The organism is Dolichospermum heterosporum TAC447, assembly GCF_024584745.1.
Classification (GTDB): domain Bacteria; phylum Cyanobacteriota; class Cyanobacteriia; order Cyanobacteriales; family Nostocaceae; genus Dolichospermum; species Dolichospermum heterosporum.
This window is the reverse complement of record NZ_CP099464.1, coordinates 5781726-5801048: the sequence shown is the minus strand read 5'-3', so window position 1 is coordinate 5801048 and position 19323 is coordinate 5781726. Positions and strand designations below refer to the sequence as shown.

At 39.5% G+C, this 19323-nt stretch carries 20 protein-coding genes and 1 tRNA gene; 12 read left to right on the top strand and 9 right to left on the bottom strand.

The window, feature by feature from the left end; genetic code table 11:
* Positions 1 to 225: 225 nt before the first annotated feature.
* Positions 226 to 489 (bottom strand): hypothetical protein, encoded by a 264-nt coding sequence (locus NG743_RS26495; RefSeq protein WP_027401108.1) that lies wholly within the window; start codon positions 487 to 489, stop codon positions 226 to 228.
* 671 nt (positions 490 to 1160) lie between these two features.
* Here NG743_RS26495 and NG743_RS26490 point away from each other — a divergent pair.
* Complete coding sequence (locus NG743_RS26490; protein WP_257121210.1) at positions 1161 to 1751, top strand: DNA-binding protein; 591 nt, start codon at positions 1161 to 1163, stop codon at positions 1749 to 1751.
* The gene (locus tag NG743_RS26485) at positions 1748 to 2086 is read left to right on the top strand and encodes an ATP-binding protein (RefSeq protein WP_027401110.1); all 339 of its coding nucleotides are present in this window, start codon (positions 1748 to 1750) and stop codon (positions 2084 to 2086) included. Before NG743_RS26490 ends, NG743_RS26485 begins: the two co-directional genes overlap by 4 nt.
* Positions 2087 to 2126: 40 nt before the next feature.
* Here the strand turns inward: NG743_RS26485 and NG743_RS26480 are convergent, their stop codons facing one another.
* Both NG743_RS26480 and NG743_RS26475 read right to left on the bottom strand, forming a co-directional pair.
* Positions 2127 to 2501 carry a hypothetical protein gene (locus tag NG743_RS26480; protein WP_257121209.1) on the bottom strand — a complete coding sequence of 125 codons (375 nt, stop codon included), beginning with the start codon at positions 2499 to 2501 and terminating at the stop codon, positions 2127 to 2129.
* Complete coding sequence (locus tag NG743_RS26475) at positions 2470 to 2628, bottom strand: hypothetical protein (protein ID WP_257121208.1); 159 nt, start codon at positions 2626 to 2628, stop codon at positions 2470 to 2472. Before NG743_RS26475 ends, NG743_RS26480 begins: the two co-directional genes overlap by 32 nt.
* Before the next feature lie 434 nt (positions 2629 to 3062).
* On the opposite strand from NG743_RS26475, the gene NG743_RS26470 reads away from it, so the two are divergent.
* Entirely contained in the window at positions 3063 to 3395 is a 333-nt protein-coding gene (locus tag NG743_RS26470; RefSeq protein ID WP_228043610.1) for a hypothetical protein, read from the top strand.
* The gene (locus NG743_RS26465; protein WP_257121207.1) at positions 3395 to 4459 is read left to right on the top strand and encodes a metal-dependent hydrolase; all 1065 of its coding nucleotides are present in this window, start codon (positions 3395 to 3397) and stop codon (positions 4457 to 4459) included. Before NG743_RS26470 ends, NG743_RS26465 begins: the two co-directional genes overlap by 1 nt.
* Positions 4460 to 4740: 281 nt before the next feature.
* On the opposite strand, the gene NG743_RS26460 is transcribed toward NG743_RS26465, so the two are convergent.
* Positions 4741 to 5019 (bottom strand): tetratricopeptide repeat protein, encoded by a 279-nt coding sequence (locus NG743_RS26460; protein ID WP_370566787.1) that lies wholly within the window; start codon positions 5017 to 5019, stop codon positions 4741 to 4743.
* Positions 5020 to 5330: 311 nt separating this feature from the next.
* Here NG743_RS26460 and NG743_RS26455 point away from each other — a divergent pair, with 311 nt between their 5' ends.
* On the top strand, positions 5331 to 5702 hold the full coding sequence (locus NG743_RS26455) for a hypothetical protein (RefSeq protein WP_201769122.1): 372 nt from the start codon (positions 5331 to 5333) through the stop codon (positions 5700 to 5702).
* Positions 5703 to 5945: 243 nt separating this feature from the next.
* On the opposite strand, the gene NG743_RS26450 is transcribed toward NG743_RS26455, so the two are convergent.
* Positions 5946 to 6068 (bottom strand): histone H1, encoded by a 123-nt coding sequence (locus NG743_RS26450; RefSeq protein ID WP_027400631.1) that lies wholly within the window; start codon positions 6066 to 6068, stop codon positions 5946 to 5948.
* 131 nt (positions 6069 to 6199) lie between these two features.
* Here NG743_RS26450 and NG743_RS26445 point away from each other — a divergent pair, with 131 nt between their 5' ends.
* Both NG743_RS26445 and NG743_RS26440 read left to right on the top strand, forming a co-directional pair.
* A complete protein-coding gene (locus NG743_RS26445) occupies positions 6200 to 7675 on the top strand; it encodes an RNA-guided endonuclease InsQ/TnpB family protein (protein WP_257121205.1) in 1476 nt (491 codons plus the stop codon).
* Between the two features lie 430 nt (positions 7676 to 8105).
* Positions 8106 to 8447: a hypothetical protein gene (locus NG743_RS26440; RefSeq protein ID WP_027401112.1), complete on the top strand. Its 342-nt coding sequence runs from the start codon at positions 8106 to 8108 to the stop codon at positions 8445 to 8447.
* Positions 8448 to 8539: 92 nt separating this feature from the next.
* Here the strand turns inward: NG743_RS26440 and NG743_RS26435 are convergent, their stop codons facing one another.
* The 3 genes from NG743_RS26435 to NG743_RS26425 form a co-directional block, all read right to left on the bottom strand.
* A complete protein-coding gene (locus tag NG743_RS26435) occupies positions 8540 to 9151 on the bottom strand; it encodes a hypothetical protein (protein ID WP_027401113.1) in 612 nt (203 codons plus the stop codon).
* Between the two features lie 37 nt (positions 9152 to 9188).
* Positions 9189 to 10208, bottom strand: coding sequence for a zinc-dependent alcohol dehydrogenase (locus NG743_RS26430; protein ID WP_257121203.1), 1020 nt, complete (start codon positions 10206 to 10208; stop codon positions 9189 to 9191).
* A 316-nt stretch (positions 10209 to 10524) separates the two neighbouring features.
* Complete coding sequence (locus tag NG743_RS26425) at positions 10525 to 10722, bottom strand: hypothetical protein (protein ID WP_071992747.1); 198 nt, start codon at positions 10720 to 10722, stop codon at positions 10525 to 10527.
* 375 nt (positions 10723 to 11097) lie between these two features.
* On the opposite strand from NG743_RS26425, the gene xth reads away from it, so the two are divergent.
* Positions 11098 to 11880 (top strand): exodeoxyribonuclease III, encoded by a 783-nt coding sequence (gene xth, locus NG743_RS26420; RefSeq protein WP_027401115.1) that lies wholly within the window; start codon positions 11098 to 11100, stop codon positions 11878 to 11880.
* 51 nt (positions 11881 to 11931) lie between these two features.
* On the opposite strand, the gene NG743_RS26415 is transcribed toward xth, so the two are convergent.
* Complete coding sequence (locus NG743_RS26415; RefSeq protein WP_193961894.1) at positions 11932 to 13260, bottom strand: hypothetical protein; 1329 nt, start codon at positions 13258 to 13260, stop codon at positions 11932 to 11934.
* A gap of 325 nt (positions 13261 to 13585) precedes the next feature.
* Here NG743_RS26415 and NG743_RS26410 point away from each other — a divergent pair, with 325 nt between their 5' ends.
* From NG743_RS26410 to NG743_RS26395, 4 genes are all read left to right on the top strand, one after another.
* Complete coding sequence (locus NG743_RS26410; RefSeq protein WP_257121202.1) at positions 13586 to 16723, top strand: alpha-mannosidase; 3138 nt, start codon at positions 13586 to 13588, stop codon at positions 16721 to 16723.
* A gap of 356 nt (positions 16724 to 17079) precedes the next feature.
* The gene (locus NG743_RS26405) at positions 17080 to 17628 is read left to right on the top strand and encodes an NYN domain-containing protein (RefSeq protein ID WP_027401118.1); all 549 of its coding nucleotides are present in this window, start codon (positions 17080 to 17082) and stop codon (positions 17626 to 17628) included.
* Between the two features lie 163 nt (positions 17629 to 17791).
* A tRNA-Asn gene (locus NG743_RS26400) sits at positions 17792 to 17863 on the top strand.
* An 892-nt stretch (positions 17864 to 18755) separates the two neighbouring features.
* Positions 18756 to 19265, top strand: coding sequence for a phosphate-starvation-inducible PsiE family protein (locus tag NG743_RS26395; protein ID WP_051424226.1), 510 nt, complete (start codon positions 18756 to 18758; stop codon positions 19263 to 19265).
* Positions 19266 to 19323 lie beyond the last annotated feature (58 nt).

Here is a 19323-nt window from a genome sequence, read left to right as displayed (position 1 = left end):
ATCTAAACCTCCAGGAGACCCCCACCAAAACTGTACTCAGTTTGGTGATGGGAGCAATGGAGGGTTAACTGTGAAACATCCCTTGAGCAATTAACAAATCTTTGATTTTCCATATTCGTAACTGTCTTTGTGAATTGATTTACTGGATTAATTAGGTCTTTAACTCTTACCTCTAACGTAGTTCAGTTAAGAACTGAGTCCAACTAGGCTTTTACAAGCCCTCACTTACCCGAAGGGAAGTGATGGGTGGTTGACACTCTGTGATTCCGCCGCCGGACGACCGGACAATCCCCAAATGGTTGTACCTTGTCCAAAGGTATCGGCTATTGCTTGTTTTTGGTGAATCACCGTTTTTAATACCGACACTTCTTGGATTTTTGATAGCAGGGCGATCGCCTCATCTTTTAACTTAGTACCCTTAATAGCAAGACTAATAAATACTCCCTCAGTGGACAACTTCAAAGCTTTCCGTAAGAAAGTAAAAGTCATCGTCAACAACTCGAATTATGATGGTACTACAAAAGCTGAGAAATTAGCCCCTGTAGTCAGAGGTTGGAGATACCGCCTACTAGAGCGAACGTAACAGCAATCTCTACGACGGCGAAACCTCTAAGATACAAGGTTGGATTGTTCGCGTTAGCGTTGCGGAGCAATTAGCATGAAGCCCAACAAATGCGTTGGGTTGCGCTGTCGCTTAACCCAATCTACAGAAAATGGACAAGGTATTGACTACATAACTCAATTTTAATTTAGTTGCCTTGAGATTGGCGATATTCGATGACTACAGCAGACGAAGCCATTATCAAGCTGTCGGGGTTGTCGTGATTATTGTGAGAGAATCAATAAATTAAGTAGGTTAGCGCTGAAAATTGTCGTTATAGCAAGGTAAGAGGCAAGAGTAAAGAAGTTTTCAGCGATTTTACGTTTGTTTACACAGTTTGGTTTTATTGTGTTCACCTACTTATTTGGAAAATCCTGCAACCTCCAAAATAGTACACTAATTATAATTTTCATTGATTCTAATGGATGTATAAAAATTCCCCGTACAATTAATAGCCGCGCTGTACAAAGTCGCTTTTTTATCAAGTATTCTTGTACAAATACTGATACATAAATTAATACATTGTTGTACAATGGTACAAACTTTTTTTGAAAAATTTATGACTGTACCCCAAGAACATGAAGATTTGAAAATAAGAGTTTTTGAAATTTGCGAAAACTTATATATAAAAAATGAAAAAATAAATAGAAATATTGTACGAGAACGGCTAGGTGGTGGTAGTTTTAGTACAATTGGTCCTTTGATACGTGAATGGAAAGAACTCAAATCTGTACAGTTTAATAGCCTAAATGGTACAGAAATAGAGGATGAAAGTACAGAATCAGGTACAGAATCTCATCTTGTGTTGAGTCAAAAATCCGTAATTACCGCTACACAAGAAGAATTAACCGCCACATCAGTAAATCCTGCTTTTATTCCTGATAGTGATATCAATAGTATGGTTCGGGCTGGAGCAGAAAAAGCCGCAGGAACGTTAATTGCCCAAGAGGCGATCGCCACTCATTTTTACCAAAACCCTGATGAATTACCGGCTGATTTAAGAGCGCAATTGGAGGGTGCGAGGGGAAATTTTACGCAATCGCACAGCAACACGAGCAAAGCTGCGTACAATCCTCAGAACCTGATCAATTTAGCGATGGAGAAAATCAAAAAAACCCAAAGAAAAGACGGACTAGAACTAATTGGTTGAAATTAGCTTTGAGTGGTTTCTTGCTGTCCGTCAGTTCTGTGTTTCCTAAGTCATCCCCTGATGAGGGAGTTGGGGGAGTTGGGGAAGTAGGGGGAGTGGGGGGAGTGGAGGGAGTTGGGGAGGAATGTTTTGAGGTTGAGGAATTTCAAATTTATAGACAAGCGGAACTAAACCGCACTACAGCGTCATTACTCGCTAATGGGGCAATTTTGATTGTCGGGGAAGAGGGGAGTGGTAAGTCTGTACTGGGTAATGCCGTTGTTGAAAGATTAACTGACGATGGGTTTTTACTGGAGTTTAGACTAAGGCATGACAAAATGACCCAGAAGGACTGAGGTTACAAATTACATAGCTCAAACTAGAAAAACTAAGAAGTTAAGCTGATTTAGGTTGTTCCTTCTTGGGTCTAGGAGTAGTCTTTTTGACTGTATGGTAGCGAATTCTGCGTAAGCGGATTCTCCCAGTAGGCCAGCCAGGAGACTTTCCACGGGGTTTGGGGGTTTCAGCCGGTGTACCAATCGCGGCGAAAACTCCTCCCATAGACTGAGCGACCCTTCCAGGAGATAAATTGGTCTGTTTTTTCTGCCAAGGTAATGGATTATCAGCCGCAACATCACGGGCTAACCAAAGTTGCCAAGTCATCAGTGGTAATAGGTCGCTCCACTTTTGGCATTGTTCTGGGGTACTAAGTTGTGGTAGAGTCCAATGCAAGCGTTGTTTAGCAAACCGATACCAGTGGTAAGACAGCAAATCGGCGACCGTACAATTGCCAAAATGAAGATAAAGCAGGCATCTCCAAACCTACCCACCCTAACCAGAACGGTTTATGTTTGGGATTCCCAGATTCATCTAACCGTTGAACTTGAATTAAATTCATGCCATGAGTTTTAGATTGCTGGAAATGAAGATTGCACCACAAACGGATAGACAATCGTTCTATTTCTGGGTCGTCAACGTCGATAGTTTCATCTGGTGTCCACCATGTACTTGAGTCATTCAGCGTAACCGTTCACGGGGGGTACAAAAAACGCTCTATATGAGATTCCACGAAAACAGCATGAAAAACGTTATAGATTTGATTTTTTTAGGTCATTTGAAATTCGCAAAATCTCTATATCGGTTTGCAAATCGTTTTCCAGCCAATTTAAGAACCATTCGTTAATATGTCAAGTTGCCTGAAAAACCCAACAGACAAAGCTTTCAAGTTTTTTAATAAATTCTCACCCCCTGTGAACGGTTACTACAGACCCACCCCGTTCTGATATTTTCATTAATATTCCGAGAATCGAACTGAAGGCAATCAGACAAATCATGAAAAGCGCAGCGCAAGAAAGAGCGATCGCCCTAACATCTGCCGATTTATCTAAACTTCAGGAACGCGCCGGGGGGAATCCGATGTTAGCAATCAGGGCAATTGAAGAGGAATATCTAGGTTTAGATATTGAAGGTGCAGACCATCGGCGTTACTTCGATATCACCCCATTAATTTTAGTAGTGGGGGTAATCTTCGTGATTATGCGCTTTATTGGACTTGGTACAAATGACCAAGCACTATATATATTTGGTAGTATTGCTGCGGCTATATTCTTGGGACTCTCCCGACTGCTTTACAGTTTGCCTCAAGAGGAAAGGAGAATCAGGTAATGTTGGGAATATCTCATTTACTAATTAGTGGGACTGCATCCAGTTTATTACTCCAAACTGCTGACCCGGTTTTGATTGCTGTTGGTGCAATTGGTGGTCTACTCCCAGATGTTGATGTTTCTACTTCTCCAGCAGGTAAGGTTTTTCCTTGGATTTCTGGCTATTTTCAAGAGACAATGCCCCATAGAAGCATGACTCATTCTATAGTTGCCAGTGCAGTGGTGGCGATCGCCTCCTACGGAACAGCAATATTTATTCCTAAATTAGTACCAATCGCATCAGCTTTAACTATTGGGTACACATTCGGATGGTTTGCAGATTGTTTTACTCGTGGTGGTGTGGAGATGTTCTGGCCTTCTCCTGTTCGGTGTGTTTGTCCTGGTAATCGGAATCTCAGGTTAAAGACTGGGAGTAATGCTGAGTATTTTGTACTTTGTATATTGGTGGCGATTCCTACGGAGCGCTTCGCTATCGCTCTATCAGCATTTAGCATCAATAGTAAGGGGGGAATTTTAACCCAGTTTAATCGTCTAATTGCCTCTACATCAGGGGTACAGGGTGTGTACAATAGTTCTGGAAGCACTCATAAAATTGTTGCCAATATTAAGGGAGTCAGGGCGGGCGATCGGTCAAAGGTTGATGGACAATTTCAGATTATTCAACCTAACGGAACTGGATTTATAGTTCTTGAACCTAAGACAAATAAACTATATAAAGCCGCAACTGACCCTGATAGTCAGATTGTGATTGAACAAATTACAGCAGATGTTGGTAAAGCTGCTATTACTACTATTGAATCCGTATTTGTGGAAGATCAGGTAATTGGGGAGGCGATAAGTAAATTTAACCGTACCAATACAAATGTATTCATTAGCGGTGATTTATCGGTGGAGGATTTTGACACCTCAATTTTGCCCCGTGACCCTTATCAATTTAAGTTTATAGACGCATCACCTAGTAATATTAAGTTAGAGGCTGCACCACTAAAGGTTGTGATGAAATTCTTGGGGGATGAATTCGCCAGTGGTAGTTTGCAAATTCGGTCAATTGTTAGTAGTCAATAATTTTGGGGCTATTTGAGGGACTTCCAAGAACCCCGGAGGCAGCCGGAATTTTTGTTGCGATCGCATATTTACCTCTTGTCTTATTTGATGAGGGGGTCAAGCCGAGATAAGGGTAGTGTGTTAATTCTGTGTATTTTTGGAGGGATTGTCCAGAAAATTATTGGTGTTACCGTAGTTTACACCGAAAGCATCTGTTCCAGGCCCGTTCTCATAAAAATATGACGACATATTTTGTGCATGAAGTCTTATAGGATAAGGGATTCAGAATTAACACACTAGTTTTAGCGTCCCTGAATCCGCTTTATATTTTCTAAAACTTCTAGATAATTTTTCATATCCCCTTGTTGTAAAAGAAAGTTTGCAGCTTGGTTGTAATCATCTATTGCTCCTTGCTTATCTCCTAAGTGAGAACGGGATGTTCCCCTCCAATTGTATGCAAATGAATCATTAGGATTAATTTTGATAGCTTGGTTAAAATCAAGTATTGCTCCCTGTTCGTCTCCTAAGTTAGAACGGGATATTCCCCTCTGCTTGTATGCAAATGAATCATTAGGATTAATTTTGATAGCTTGGTTATAGATATTTATTCAGGTAGATACAAGGGTAATACCAGCGCATACTACAAAAATTTCATGTAGTATTGCCACCGATCTGCCCTGGTTTTGTCTTACTGCGATCGCCCGAAACAAACTCCTGTAATGGCTTCCACGTTTCAATCCCCCTTGTTGGGGGACGGAATACTGTCTTAAGGCGCGATCGCTATCTAAAGACGGGTTACTTCAGCCAACGGGAATTGTTGAAGGAAGTAATCAACCATTACCTAGCCGTCCCCTATTTCCCTCACCCTGTCGCCCTGGTCGCTTGCTTGTAAATGCGGAAAGTACCTGCACTAGAAAAACTGGACAATCAAATAGACATACTGGACAACGAACTAGACAACAGCGAAAACCTTACCGCTATTACCGTTATGGCTGGTTTGGTTGAGAAAATGATGGGATATATCGGTGACAAGCGAACTGCTTGCAGCAGCGCTTCGCTATCGCCCTTAGCAGAATATGAAGAACTAGAAAAAGCTGTTACTCATCAGTGGATACTGAGTACAAGCAAGGTAAAAGAATTGATTGGTGTTGCTCCAAGGGTAGGTAAGGATGAAATGACCTTTGTATGGGGTAGCTTCACCTTCACCAAAGCGGGTAAGCTGGGTAATCAGATGGGGTGGGTGGTTACTAAAACTTTGGGTTGAATTACCGATGTGCATCCTAAACCTACTCACTTTTGGAAATATAGAAATTGACAGAATAACAAAGTAAATAAAAATATATGGTACTTAGAATAAAAGTTACGCAAGAAGATTTTAGCCACCAGGGGATCGCGGGAAGGCTGGGAGCCGCGTCTCTTTAGAGCGCGGGGGAAAGCCTACCCGTGCGGTTTTAACCGCTGCCAATATTCTCGATCATGATGCGGGTCATTAAATCTTTTCAACATTTTATTTCTCTCTAACTAATCTTTTTAAGGCTGACGAAAGACTCATTCCCCAACCTTGGGCGATATCCTCAAGTTTCTTTCTTTCAGTTTCATCTAGGTACACCGCTAGAGGTTTTTTCTTCATATACAATATTGGGTTGACATTACTGTAATACTGCCATATAATAGTTATATCGTCAATCACATCAACAAAATAAACCTGTGCAAATACGCTGGAGATTCAAGCTACAACCATCTATTGGGCAACAAGCCTTAATGTCTGAGTGGCTTGTTACTTTACGGAAACACAGAAATTATTGTTTGGCAGAACGTCAGCGCGGATTTGAAACTAATAACCAGAAATCAGACGAGTCAGTAATTTACCAATATGGTGCATTTTCAGACTTAGATACTCGTATTGAATATGGCTCTTATTGCCCTTTGACCTGCCCCGTCGTTAAGCATGGTGTAATGTCCTCTGGGTTAACAAAAAATAGTAAGAAGCATGGTTTAACCTGGGGTAGTGCGACTGATATTCAAGGCAAGAGAACAACTGAACTACGTTCTGAGTCTGAATGGTATAGCCGAATTAATTCAGATGTTTTACAAGGCAATTTAGCTAAATTAGATATTGCTTATAACGGATTTTTTCAACACAAAAGGGGTTTCCCTGCGTTTCGTAAAGCAGCCAACTTTAAAACATTTCAATTCAAGCCAGGACAAGTAAAATTAACTGTTAATCGTGAATCTAATCAGCCCCGATGCTATTCCCATGCCTACTTTCCTGGACTGGGGACTATGCGCTATTTTGATAGTCGTACTATTCCAATAGATGCTGATATTAGAACGGTGACAGTGATTAAAGAAGCTGACGGCTGGTACATGAGTGTATTACTCGAGTTACCTGAATCCCTACCTGAAGTTACAGAAATTGAAACCGTCAAATCAGCAGTAGGTATTGATGTAGGAATTAATAAATTAATTTCTTTGTCGGATGGTTCGTTTATTGAAAATCCTCAATTTGCAACTAATAAAAAAGTCCGCCGTCAATTAAGAATCAGACAGCGCCGAGTTAACCGCAAAATCAAGGGTTCTAATAATCGCAAAAAAGCCGGGAAAATAGTTGCCAAGCTACATAAAAAGATTGCAGATAAGCGAAATGATCATCAATGGAAAGCAGCCAATAAAGTTGTTAACACCGCTGAGGCAATTGTCCAAGAGGATCTAAATGTTAAGGCTATGAAGTCCCGCTGCCAACCCAAAAGGCAGCAAGGACGATTTATGGCTAATGGTCAATCTGCAAAACGTGGATTAAATCGCTCTATTTCTGATGCCAGTTGGGGCGAATTATTTTCTAAGATTGCTTGGCTGGCATTGAAGTCTGGTAAGCCAGTATTATCCGTTAATTCTAAATTTACTTCTCAAGAATGTTCGGCTTGTCATCATATTAGTAAAGCTAATAGAGATGGCGAAAAGTTCATTTGTGAACATTGTGGTCATATTGACCATGCTGATACTCAGGCTTCTCGGACAATTTTACGAAGAGCTAATTTGAAATTCGTCAGCAACAGACGTAAAAAGCCGACGCACCAATCGTTAGTGCCTACTCCTGGACTGGGAGAAAGTAACGCCCTTTTATGCAACGATGCCGCCAGAAATGGCAAACGGCATCAGGCGGGGAACCGTACATCTAAGGTAATACCTGAAAAGCGGATATTATTCGAGCAGTTGTGTTTGCAATTATTCGATTAAGAATCCCCGTGTCTTTAGACCGGGGAGTGTCAAAAAAGCTATTTTAGAACCTGCTCAAAAAAAAGATATGCCTATCCAACACCTCACAAGATTGGATCTAGGACTTACGCACGCTCACTAACTTACCATCATATAAATGAACGAAATTGCGTCGTTTTCGGCTTTGGGAATAACTTATTGAGTAGGGTGCGTCAGATAGAGGAAATCTGTTTTTTACCAAATTATTGGGTCTGACGCACCCTACAAGAGATAAAATCCACATTACATATTTAGAAAACTTTGTCAATGCGTAAGCACTAGGATCATCTTTTTTGTGGATTTCTCTTTGTCAGATTTGGAAAATTGAGGATATCCAGATAGTTGAAACTATTCCCTGTTCCCTGTTCCCTGCCCTCACAGACCACTTTTTCAGCAAACCCTAGTTAGAAGTATGAACTACGAAATAGCACGGAAACTACTCATAGACCAAACCAGCAGCCTAGATAATCCAGATACTCTGTTAAGTCGTTTACAACAAGGTAAACCTCCTGTTCCTGGTCAGGTTACTTCTACCCTGTTAGCTTTAAAGGTGGTATTTGAAGCTTTAAAAACAGCACCCAACTTAGACAGAGAATTGGCTTTTGCTTTATATCAGTTGGCTGTAAAGGCGCAAAGATTCTTTGCTGCGGGACGAAAGGCAGGTGTGGACTGGCCTCCCCTGCTTAATGAGGATTTAGTCCGTATTTCTTTGGGGGCTGAAAGTATTTTTTCTGGTACATGGCAAACTTTATAAAACTCCTTCTTTCTCCTTTTTTCTCCTTCTTTCTCCTTCTTTCTCCTTCTTCTTCCCGACTCCTGACTCGGTGACTCCTGACTCCTTCTAAATTAGCGGGTTCTTAATTCTGTTTCTAATTTATCTAAATCGGCTTTGAGTAACACTGTGATTTTACCGATGATGGCTTTACCTTCCTTGGGTTGGGCAATTTCTACCCAATACCCATAGCGATCGCCTATCCGTAATTCTCCCTGTAAAGCTTCCCGCGTTGGTGTTTTTGCTAGTCTAGATGTATTAATAGTAGTCTGATTAGGATATTGATAGACAATTTGAGCCTCATTGTAATCTTGATACACATCTAAACTATAAATTACTCGTAAAGACTCTTCTAAACGTTGTAATGTAATGCCATTAACAGCATCGAACATAGTCATCCGTTCAGTGCGAATTGTGATGTGGTCTTTAGTAAATGTTACTCTACCAGGAGGTAATACGGAGGCTTGGAAGGTAAATCTTTGAGCCGCTGTATCACTTTTACTAATAAATAATCGTTCTCCCGGTTTTGGCTGTAGTGTGGGATGGGCTTTAATCCATGAGAGTACATCTCCTGTACTGTCTCCAGGTAGGGCTTGTCCGGGAGAATTTAGCAGCATTTCCACTGATAACCAAGGTATCAGTGAGCAAGGTAAAATCAATAATTTCAGTAAGGATTGTTTGAGCATTTTTTAGATAAATTAGGGTGCGTCGGAATTTTCACTGTCAACCCATTGCTACTTTAATGACTTTCCGCGCCTTCATATCTATAAATACCTGTTCTAGATCCTGTAAAGGTCGGTGTTCACTAATAAGCAAGTCAAAAGGAATTGTACCACTGGCGATGAGTAATAAGGCAGCCTTTACATATTCTGGTGTATTGTGAAATACGCCTTTGAGAGTAAGTTCACTATAGTGCAATTGTTCAGTATTCACAGTAATTGTGGTATCTCTTGGACAACCACCAAATAAATTGATAGTTGCACCAGGACGACCGCAAGCGATCGCAGTTTCCCAGACACTCGGTACACCAGTAGCCTCTATCACGACATCTGCACCCCAACCAGCGGTTAATTCCTTAACTGTATTGGCAATATCCGTAACTTGATGATAATTAAAAGTCTTGGCTGCACCCAGCTTTTCACCAATTTCTAACCGTTGATTATTCCCACCCCACAATATCACCTCAGTATATTCCGCTAATACTGCCACAAACATCAAGCCAATCGCCCCATCTCCCAAAACTACTACTTTGTCATCGGGTTTGGCTTCACAACGGCTGATACCATGCAATACACAGGCTAAAGGTTCAGTCATCGCCGCTAATACTAGGGGCAAATGATCAGGAACTTGTAATAAATTATGCCTAACTATGGGAGCAGGAATTTTCAGATATTCTGCAAATGTCCCATTATTCCAAGTTAAATGGGGACATAAAGAATATTCTTGGCGTTGACAAAAGAAACATTTCATGCAGGGTGCAGAATTATTTGCCACCACGCGATCGCCTACCCGCCAATTCCTCACCCCAGCACCGACAGCCACAATCCGTCCTGCACCTTCATGACCAAACAGTGTTGGTAGTGTCAGCATTTTAGCATGACCACCCCGTCGCCACACCTTCAAATCTGTACCACAAGTAGTAGCTGCTTCCACCTGAATCACCACCTCGCCGGCTGCGGGAGTCGGGTCAGGAACTTGTTCTAGGCGTAAATCCTCTTGTCCGTAGAGTAGTGCTGCTAACAAAACTTTTCACCCATAAAAAAGAAGTATGACTTTAACCACCTATGAAAATCACTTAAATACGGTTTTATAAGTAATTGGACAAAAATATTTACAGTCATTGCGAGGGAAGGGAAGCAATCACAACCCTGGCGATTGCTTCATTTCACTTCGTTCCATATGGCTAACGCCACGCTACGCTAACGCAATGATATTGTGTAATTAATTCTATCTCACTACTTACCATACTTAATGATATCGGCATATATTTTGTATTTAAAATTAGCAATTTCTGATTTTACCCAAATTTATGCTAATTAGCGATCTTTCCCGGACAAATTCAAGAACTCAACGCCGTTTGCGGTAAAACTTCTTGATTACGAGTTTCTCGCTTAGATAGGGGATTAGATCCATCATTGATGCTTAAAACTGGTACTTCTTGTCTACAGGACAGACAAAACCAATAAACCTCATGATGGCGAACATGACGCAGAACCGAACCGCCGCAGCAAGGGCAGGTGTTAACTATGATACTCATAAGATGTCCCCCTTTCAAAAAATTCAACCCTGGCAATGTTATGATTGATCTCGACATCACCATTAAAAACAATTCCAACTTCTACTTTTATGCTTGATTTAATGACGTTCATTTTTGCAGCCCTTTATTTCCCCATTCGGAATCCTCCAATTTGGAGAAAATGGGGGTAAAAAACTATCAATAAATGCTAAATTAACAGATTGTTAAAAGATTTTCACAAACTCATTTTTTGATCGAAACATGAAAAATTCAGAGAACATTATTAAACTATAAACTAGTATAGACCTTGTTCATCTATCTGAGGGATCATAAATATCTAATTTTTACCGAATAAATGCTTCACCATTATTTTGCGATCATTTTAATCAATAACTCATGAAAATTGCTACTTGGAATGTGAATTCTGTGCGGACACGTTTAGAACAGGTTATCAATTGGTTAACAGAAAATCCGGTTGATGTTTTGTGTTTACAAGAAACCAAAGTCATAGACCAGGACTTTCCTAGTCTCGCATTTACAAATTTAGGCTATTATCCGTATATTTCTGGGCAAAAATCTTATAATGGTGTGGCTTTAATTAGTCGTCAACCGTTGATAGATGTAAGTGCAGGGTTTAGTCCTATTTTACCAGGACTAGAATCAGTATGGGATGAACAAAAACGGGTGATTACGGGTGTAATTGAGGGCGTAAGAATTGTTAATCTTTACGTTCCCAATGGTTCATCTATTGGTAGCGAAAAGTATGAATATAAGTTAGGCTGGTTAAAAATACTGAAAGAATATTTACAGACGTTAATATTATCAAATCCAGCTATTTCTCTGTGTGGTGATTTTAATATTGCCCTAGAAGATATAGATATTAATGATAAAGTAAAAATAGATAATCACATCATGGCATCGGAATTAGAACGTCAAGCTTTACGAGATGTTCTGAATGTAGGTTTTGCAGATGCTTTTCGTAAATTCAACAGCGAAGGGGAAAATTATAGTTGGTGGGATTATCGCACGGCTGCTTTTAAGCGTAATTTAGGTTGGCGAATAGATCACCATTATCTGACACCAATGTTGTATGAACGCGCTCAAAGTTGTATTATTGATATTGAACCGCGAAAGTTAGTTCAACCCAGTGACCATACACCAGTAATTGTAGAATTATAGCGGATTTTAGATCCCCCACTTCTTTGAGAAGTGGGGGATATGATTTTTCATTTATCTTCCTAACAATAAACCTCTGAAAAAATAAATCATGTTTGTTAATATTTGTTCTATCCATAATATAGAATAATCTAACCATTCCAGAATTTGTTCTAATGGGTGTTTTTCATAGCCTAATGAGGTGGCGGAAATATCAATCCAGTCTGGCTTAAAATTAAATTCTTGGCTGGTTTGACTGCCTGTTTGGGTAAATTCGTCGTTTTTCGGTTGAGGTGGTTGTTGACCCATTGTAGTCCGAATTCTCGGTAATCCCCATCTTATTTGAGATTGCGGTAGTTTATTGACATCATTATTATCAGATAATTCTTCAATATTGGTGGGGGTATTACCAAATAAATCATTCCATGTTAACCAGGTATCTTCTGAAGTATCCCCAATATTTAACTGATTGTTTGCTGATACTATCTTTTCAAAATCAGGTTTACTTTGTGGGGTTTCTCCAGAAGAATTTGAGTCAAGTTGATAAGTATTTCTGACAACAAAAAAGTAGTTTATCGCGGCTAAAATTAAATTAGAAATACTTTGTTGCGGAGGTTTTAAGTGATCATGATTAATAGTTAAATCATTAACTTGACTTTGGAAATTTTTGACGATTTCCTGACTATGTTTTTGGACGGGGACTAAAGCCGTAGTTTCTAAATTAGCAATTAATTGATCGAGAAATCCAAAAAGTTTCAGGGGATTGAGGAGAGGTTGTTGTACTATGATAGGATCATCATCAGTTAACTTATTCAAAAGATCATCAATTTTGGGTAATAATTCTTGTTGTTGGTGAGTAATTAGTTGTAAAGAATACCGATATTCACTAATTTCGCTATTAATTCTATCTGCTAATTTGACGTTTTGCTGCGGTGTGAAAACATCGAAAATACGATTATCTGCGCTTACTAATACTAAATTACGAGTTTGCAATTCTATGGCAATTCCCTGTACTGTTGGTATATGCTGTTGCAGGGTATTTTCTGGAGTTGGAGAATTCGGCTGAGGAAAAATTTTCTTCCACAAAGATCCTAAAAATGTGAGAGGATTTGTTTGTGAGGAAGTTGGTATATCAGTCTCTCCGGGAGGAAGATTTTTGATAACATCTAATATAATTTGAATTGGCGCATCACTGGTAGGAGGAGTTGCTGATTGTAATTTTTTGACTGTGCCATCTTGTTGCCATAATTGGTACAGTGGATAAAGTAGAGAACCTATACCCGAACCAGTAGCAAGTTGCAAATTCTTGAAGGTGTTTTCCAGTGTTTGTGTCAACCGTCGAGAATGCTGGTAGACAAAGTTGAAGAGTTTGCTTTGATAGCGATTGGAGAAATCAGAAGACATGGTAATTATGTATAATTTGTAGGGTGGAGGTTATCGTCAATTAAAGGCTTTAGGTGTTGCTGATTAAGGGGATGAATTTTAGTCTCACGCAAAGGCGCAAAGACGCAAAGGTCAGAGTTTTAAAGGTTTAATTTGGGAATTTCATACCTTAGTTCAGCAACGCCTAATTTTGAATTGTTAAGAGATTCCCACAGACATATGAATTTTCAGCAATATCAATTATTGACATTTATAGTAATTGGGAATTGCATGAGAGACAAACTAAAAATCAAAGCAGCTTCATTTCTGATTTCTGACTCCTGCTGTATATTATTTTATTAGAAATATGACTCTTCCTGTATCCTCATTAAATACTAAATCTATATCAACAGCAATTGAAATTTTGCGTTCTTGTTGTCAGGTTGATATCCAGTCAAGCTGGCAATATCAGGAAACTGACGGGGTAGTTACTGATTTTATCCCATTTAGTTTAACTGATTGGCAACCTGTTGAGCTAAATGAAAAAGCTCATGTTTCCTGGACAGGGGGAAACCGGGTATTATGGTTAGGACAAAAATTTTCTGTTCCTGAACATTTACACAATTTTCCGTTAACAAGTTTGTCTTTGCGCGTGGCTTTGGTATGGTGGGCAGATTTAGCAGAAGTGTATGTTAATGGTAAGTTAGTATTGACGGGGGATTTGTTTGATTCTTCCCCGCGAGTGTTGCTGAGTCCAAGTGTCAGTCCTGGAGAAGAGTTTACCATAGCTTTGCGGTTGGTGAGTCCGGGACATTGTGATGGGGCGTTGATGCGATCGCTTGCAATTTTTGAGTCCACAGATTATGATAATCCTGATGCTGGTTTTATTGCTGATGAATTAGCAGTTACGGAAATTCTTTTACAAAACTTCGCACCAGAAAAGTTACTAAGTTTAGCTGGGGAAGTTGAGAAAGTTACAAATCGCCAAGACGCAGAAAATCAAGATTGGAAAACATATCTGCTGAATTTGCGACAAACCTATTTGAGTTTAGCTGAATTTATCAACGCCCAAAAATATAAAATTAATTTATTAGGTCATGCACATTTAGATTTAGCATGGTTATGGCCTGTGGAGGAAACTTGGAAAGCAGCACAAAATACTTTTGAGTCAGCTTTAAAACTCCAACAGGATTTTCCCGAATTGATTTTCTGTCATACCACACCGGCGTTGTATGCTTGGGTAGAGGAAAATCGTCCCGACTTGTTTCGAGAAATTCAAAATCAAGTTAAAGTGGGAAAATGGGAAGTTTTAGGTGGTTTTTGGGTAGAACCGGATTTAAATTTAATTGCTGGTGAGTCTATAGCCCGTCAGTTATTATATGGACAAAGGTATTTTCTCCAGAAGTTCGGAAAAATATCTTCTGTAGTTTGGGTTCCCGACACCTTTGGTTTTTGTGCGACGTTACCCCAATTTTTTGCAAATGCGGGAATTGAGTGTTTTGTAACTCAGAAACTCCGCTGGAATGATACAACTAAATTTGATTATGACTTATTTTGGTGGCGATCGCCTGATGGCAGTCAAACATTAAGTTTCATGTCCGCACCTATCGGCGAAACCATCGAACCTGTAAAAATGACCAAGTCCGCTTGTGACTGGAAAACTCAAACAGGTTTACACGATTCGCTTTGGCTTCCCGGAGTCGGTGATCATGGTGGTGGTCCAACCCGTGATATGCTAGAAACCGCGCGACGGTGGGAACATTCCCCAATTTTCCCCAAGTTAGAATTTACAACTTCCGAAAAATACCTCAACGACATAAAATCATCAACTCAAAACTTACCAGTTTGGGAAGACGAACTTTATTTAGAATTCCACCGAGGATGTTATACTACCCACGCAGACCAAAAACGCTGGAATCGCAAATCTGAACATTTATTATATAGTGCTGAATTATTCGCAACTTTAGCAAATATCCTTTGTGGTGCAGAATTTCCACAAACAGAAATAGAAACCGCATGGAAAAAAGTTTTATTTAACCAGTTTCACGACATTCTCCCCGGTTCTTCCATTACCCAAGTTTACGCAGACGCTTTATGGGAATGGGAAGCAGTAGAACAATCAGGAACGAAAATACTAGAAGACTCATTAAAAGCGATCGCTTCCACAATCAACATACCACAACCTCCCAACCCTGAGAGCATCCCCGTCATAATTTTTAACCCTCTCAACTGGGAACGTTCCCAAGTTGTCACCATTGACTTATCAAAAATCATCACCACAGATTACCCAACCTGGAAAGTTGCTGATATTCAAGGAAAAGAAATCCTCTCCCAAAACAGCGAAAACTCAACCTTATTATTTTTCGCAACCATACCATCTATAGGTTACAGCATTTTCTGGCTTTCTCCATCTTCCCCCCAACCCAAAACATTCCCCGAAAACTGGATATTAGAAACCGAATATTTGCAAATTCAAATCAACTCCGAAACCGGAGATATAGCCAACATCTTCGACAAAACCCAACAACGAGAAATTTTAACTGGTGCAGGAAATCAACTTCAAGCCTTTAGGGACAGTGGACAATATTGGGATGCTTGGAACATAGACCCAGATTATAACACAAAACCTCTACCGCCAACTCAATTAAAATTAATTCAATGGCAAGAATATGGAGAAATTCAACAACGATTGCGAGTAGTCCGTCAACTCGGAAAATCAGAATTTTGTCAAGATTACATCTTGGAAATCGGTTCACCAATTTTGAAAATAACTAATACTGTAAATTGGCAAGAAAATCACGTATTAGTTAAAACAGCCTTTCCTCTCAACCTCCAAGCCGAATTTGCCACTTATGAAATTCCCTGCGGCGCTATTCATCGTCCCACAAATCCCCAAACCCCCGCAGAAAAGGCAAAATGGGAAGTCCCCGCATTACATTGGGCAGATTTAACCACAGATACAAAGATCGGAAAATACGGAGTTAGTCTTCTCAATGATTGTAAATATGGTTACGATGCCAAACCTAACCAACTACGCCTCACCTTGCTAAGAAGTTCCCATTGGCCAGACTCCCAAGCAGATAGAGGGATACAAGAATTTACCTACAGTTTATATCCTCATTTAGACAGTTGGGAAGAAGCAGAAACCGTTAAACGTGGTTATGAGTTGAATGTTCCTTTGCAAGTATTAGTAAACCCAATCAAATATCAACCTGGATTAAACCCTTGTCAAAGCCAAAGTTTTCTCACCTTATCAGCAGATAACTTGATTTTAATGGCACTCAAACCCAGTGAAAACGATCCAAAAAAGTTTATTCTTCGCTTTTATGAATGTCACGGAAAAACAGCAGAATTATCTTTGCAAAGCGAGATTCTAAATCTAGAAAACCCAACCGACTTATTAGAAGATAATATCAAACTTTCCGCAATAAATCAAGTAAATAAAAATATTCAACCTTGGAAAATTGTGACATTTCAAGCCACATCCAGCAAAATTCAGGAGTAGGGACGGGGTCTCCCCGCCCAAAATAATCAAATCTGCGTTTATCTGCGTTTATCTGCGTTTAATTATCATTAAAAACTAAACTTCGTGAAAAAGCAGTCAAAATGCTATTCAAAAAGCCTTCTATCCTGGAAACATAAAATTTTATAGACAGAGAAAAATATTTTTTTAGAGAAAATAAATTCAGTAACCCTGATTTTTAGAGGCTTTTTCAAAATCATAGCTTCTATCGTAGGGTCTAAATTTGATTAAAAGAGGCAGTTTTTATTTCTTGTAACATGGGGTTACAAGCAATGCTTCATTTACTATAAGTCTTATGAATGATTTTTGTTAACTCTAGATAATTGTGATTAAAAACCATGTCTCGTTCCATAGTCCCGGCCGTTCTCTTAGTAGACGGTTACAATATTATAGGCACTTGGCCTTGCTTGATAAAAACCCGTGATCATGCCGGACTTGAGGCTGCACGGGGTGAATTAGTGGAAGTAATGACTAATTATAGTGCTTTCCAAGGTTATGAAACTCAGGTAGTGTTTGATGCTCAATATCAAAACACTCCTAGTAACAGAGAAACTATTACAAATTTTCTAACAGTACATTATACGGATTTTGGTCAGACCGCAGACACATATATAGAAAAAACCTGTGCGTCTCTCCGTCACCAAATATCCCAATGTTTAATTTCCCGCATGATTGTCGCTACATCAGATCGAGCGCAGCAGTTAACAGTCCAGGGATATGGTGCTGAATGGTTATCAGCGCATCAACTATGTGGCGAAGTAGAAACTACTGTCTGTCGAATGCGCCATAGGTATCAGTCGCAAAAACAACCGAAAAGTAGATTCTTGGTGAATGGAATTGATCCTAAAGCCAGACAACGGCTGACGGAATTGCGAATGGGATTATAATTTCAGCATTCGTAAATCTCCGAATGTAGCTGCTGGAAAGGTTTTGGGGCATTAAAAGTGAGAAATTTCAGCAGCCATAAAAAAAGTTGGGAAATTTTTCCAAAACCCCTTGCATTAATTTGGATTTAGGTTTATTATAGCTAAAGTTAAGAGCAAAGAGCATTCCTCAGTAGCTCAGTGGTAGAGCGATCGACTGTTAATCGATTGGTCGCTGGTTCGAATCCGGCCTGGGGAGTTTAAATAAAAGATAAGGCGTGAAACAAAAGTTAATGAGTTTTACGTCTTGTTTTTTGTATACTCAAAACGGCTTAATTGTTTGATTCTAAAGGTAGTAGTAGTAGGGGTAAAGCAAGAGCTTCATTGGTGTCAACTTAAGTTAAAAATGGCTTATCTGTTTGCTTCCACACCGCCCGGAAATGAATTTCCGGGCTAATAGCGAAAGTAAACTAAAGTTTACTCAAAAATTTCCGGGTTATTTAGTCATCAAAAGACAACTTCTGCTATTAGACTGGGAATATGGCTAACGCCACGCTACGCTATCATTCCCAGGCGGGCTACAGGTTTCACGTTAAGTTGACACCATTAAGCACTGCTCATTGGTGTCAAATTAACGTAAAACATCTATCCCGCAAAGAACTCAACTTACCTCATTCCCAGTCTCTGACTGGGAATGAATTCTAGAAGGCTCTGCCTTCAATGATATTAGAGGCAGAGCCTCATCAACTGCATTCCTAGTCAGAGACTAGGAACGAGATGTGGTAGGGATTTGAGCTTAAGTTGACACCAATGAAGCTCTTGCTTTACCCCTACACATCTAGGTTCTTTGTCATTTCACAAAAGTTTATATCCTACTTGTGTTTAGTAAGTAATTGAACAAAAATATTTACAGTCATTGCGAGGGAAGAGAAGCAATCACAACCCTGGCGATTGCTTCATTTCACTTCGTTCCATATGGCTAACGCCACGCTGCGCTAATGCAATGACATTATGTAATTAATTCTGTCTCACTACTGATTATGCTTTAATTGGATAGTTGCTAATTACGTCTTGTTCTCTGTTTACTTTATTAAAATCTGTTTAATGGTTAATTATTAAAATAGATGTATTGATCTTTTTTAGGAAATACCATGCCACAGCGGATAATTATAGAAGTCAATAATTGGTTTAAACGAGATAGAATTGTTCGTAACTTAGAGCTTTTTCAGGATATTATTGTCATCTCCCTTTGTGTGAGTTTATTTTGTGTTATGCTCATTCGATTAGGAGATATGTTTTTATCGTTTTTACGTCCATTAGATTTACGGCAAGTCACATCTGATATTCTGTTTATTTTGATATTAGTAGAACTGTTTCGGTTATTAGTTGATTACCTCCAAGAACGCAGTATATCCGTAGGTGCAGCCGTAGAAATTACGATTGTTTCGGCTTTGCGAGAGGTAATTTTACGTGGTGTATTAGAAATTTCCCGCGACCAACTTTTTGGACTTTCTGTATTTCTATTAGTTTTATCAGGAATTTTCCTAGCTTTACCTTGGATGCCTAGCTTATTAAAACAGGTGAAAATTAATAACCATGAGACAGTAGAACCAGAATCATACAGCAGAATTCAAGAGTCAGGAGTCAGCAGTAAAACGTAATTTTGCCAAAAAATAGGGAAGAGGATTATTTAACCAATTCCCCAATTAAATAAGTAGG

Coding starts and splice junctions, on each gene's coding strand:
- NG743_RS26475 (WP_257121208.1), bottom strand. CDS start 2,628: ATGAATTTAATTCAAGTTCAACGGTTAGATGAATCTGGGAATCCCAAA.
- xth (WP_027401115.1), top strand. CDS start 11,098: ATGAAAATTGCTACTTGGAATGTGAATTCTGTGCGGACACGTTTAGAA.
- NG743_RS26450 (WP_027400631.1), bottom strand. CDS start 6,068: ATGAAGAAAAAACCTCTAGCGGTGTACCTAGATGAAACTGAAAGAAAG.
- NG743_RS26425 (WP_071992747.1), bottom strand. CDS start 10,722: ATGAGTATCATAGTTAACACCTGCCCTTGCTGCGGCGGTTCGGTTCTG.
- NG743_RS26435 (WP_027401113.1), bottom strand. CDS start 9,151: ATGCTCAAACAATCCTTACTGAAATTATTGATTTTACCTTGCTCACTG.
- NG743_RS26490 (WP_257121210.1), top strand. CDS start 1,161: ATGACTGTACCCCAAGAACATGAAGATTTGAAAATAAGAGTTTTTGAA.
- NG743_RS26445 (WP_257121205.1), top strand. CDS start 6,200: ATGTCTGAGTGGCTTGTTACTTTACGGAAACACAGAAATTATTGTTTG.
- NG743_RS26410 (WP_257121202.1), top strand. CDS start 13,586: ATGACTCTTCCTGTATCCTCATTAAATACTAAATCTATATCAACAGCA.
- NG743_RS26470 (WP_228043610.1), top strand. CDS start 3,063: ATGAAAAGCGCAGCGCAAGAAAGAGCGATCGCCCTAACATCTGCCGAT.
- NG743_RS26455 (WP_201769122.1), top strand. CDS start 5,331: ATGCGGAAAGTACCTGCACTAGAAAAACTGGACAATCAAATAGACATA.
- NG743_RS26395 (WP_051424226.1), top strand. CDS start 18,756: ATGCCACAGCGGATAATTATAGAAGTCAATAATTGGTTTAAACGAGAT.
- NG743_RS26465 (WP_257121207.1), top strand. CDS start 3,395: ATGTTGGGAATATCTCATTTACTAATTAGTGGGACTGCATCCAGTTTA.
- NG743_RS26405 (WP_027401118.1), top strand. CDS start 17,080: ATGTCTCGTTCCATAGTCCCGGCCGTTCTCTTAGTAGACGGTTACAAT.
- NG743_RS26415 (WP_193961894.1), bottom strand. CDS start 13,260: ATGTCTTCTGATTTCTCCAATCGCTATCAAAGCAAACTCTTCAACTTT.
- NG743_RS26440 (WP_027401112.1), top strand. CDS start 8,106: ATGAACTACGAAATAGCACGGAAACTACTCATAGACCAAACCAGCAGC.
- NG743_RS26495 (WP_027401108.1), bottom strand. CDS start 489: ATGACTTTTACTTTCTTACGGAAAGCTTTGAAGTTGTCCACTGAGGGA.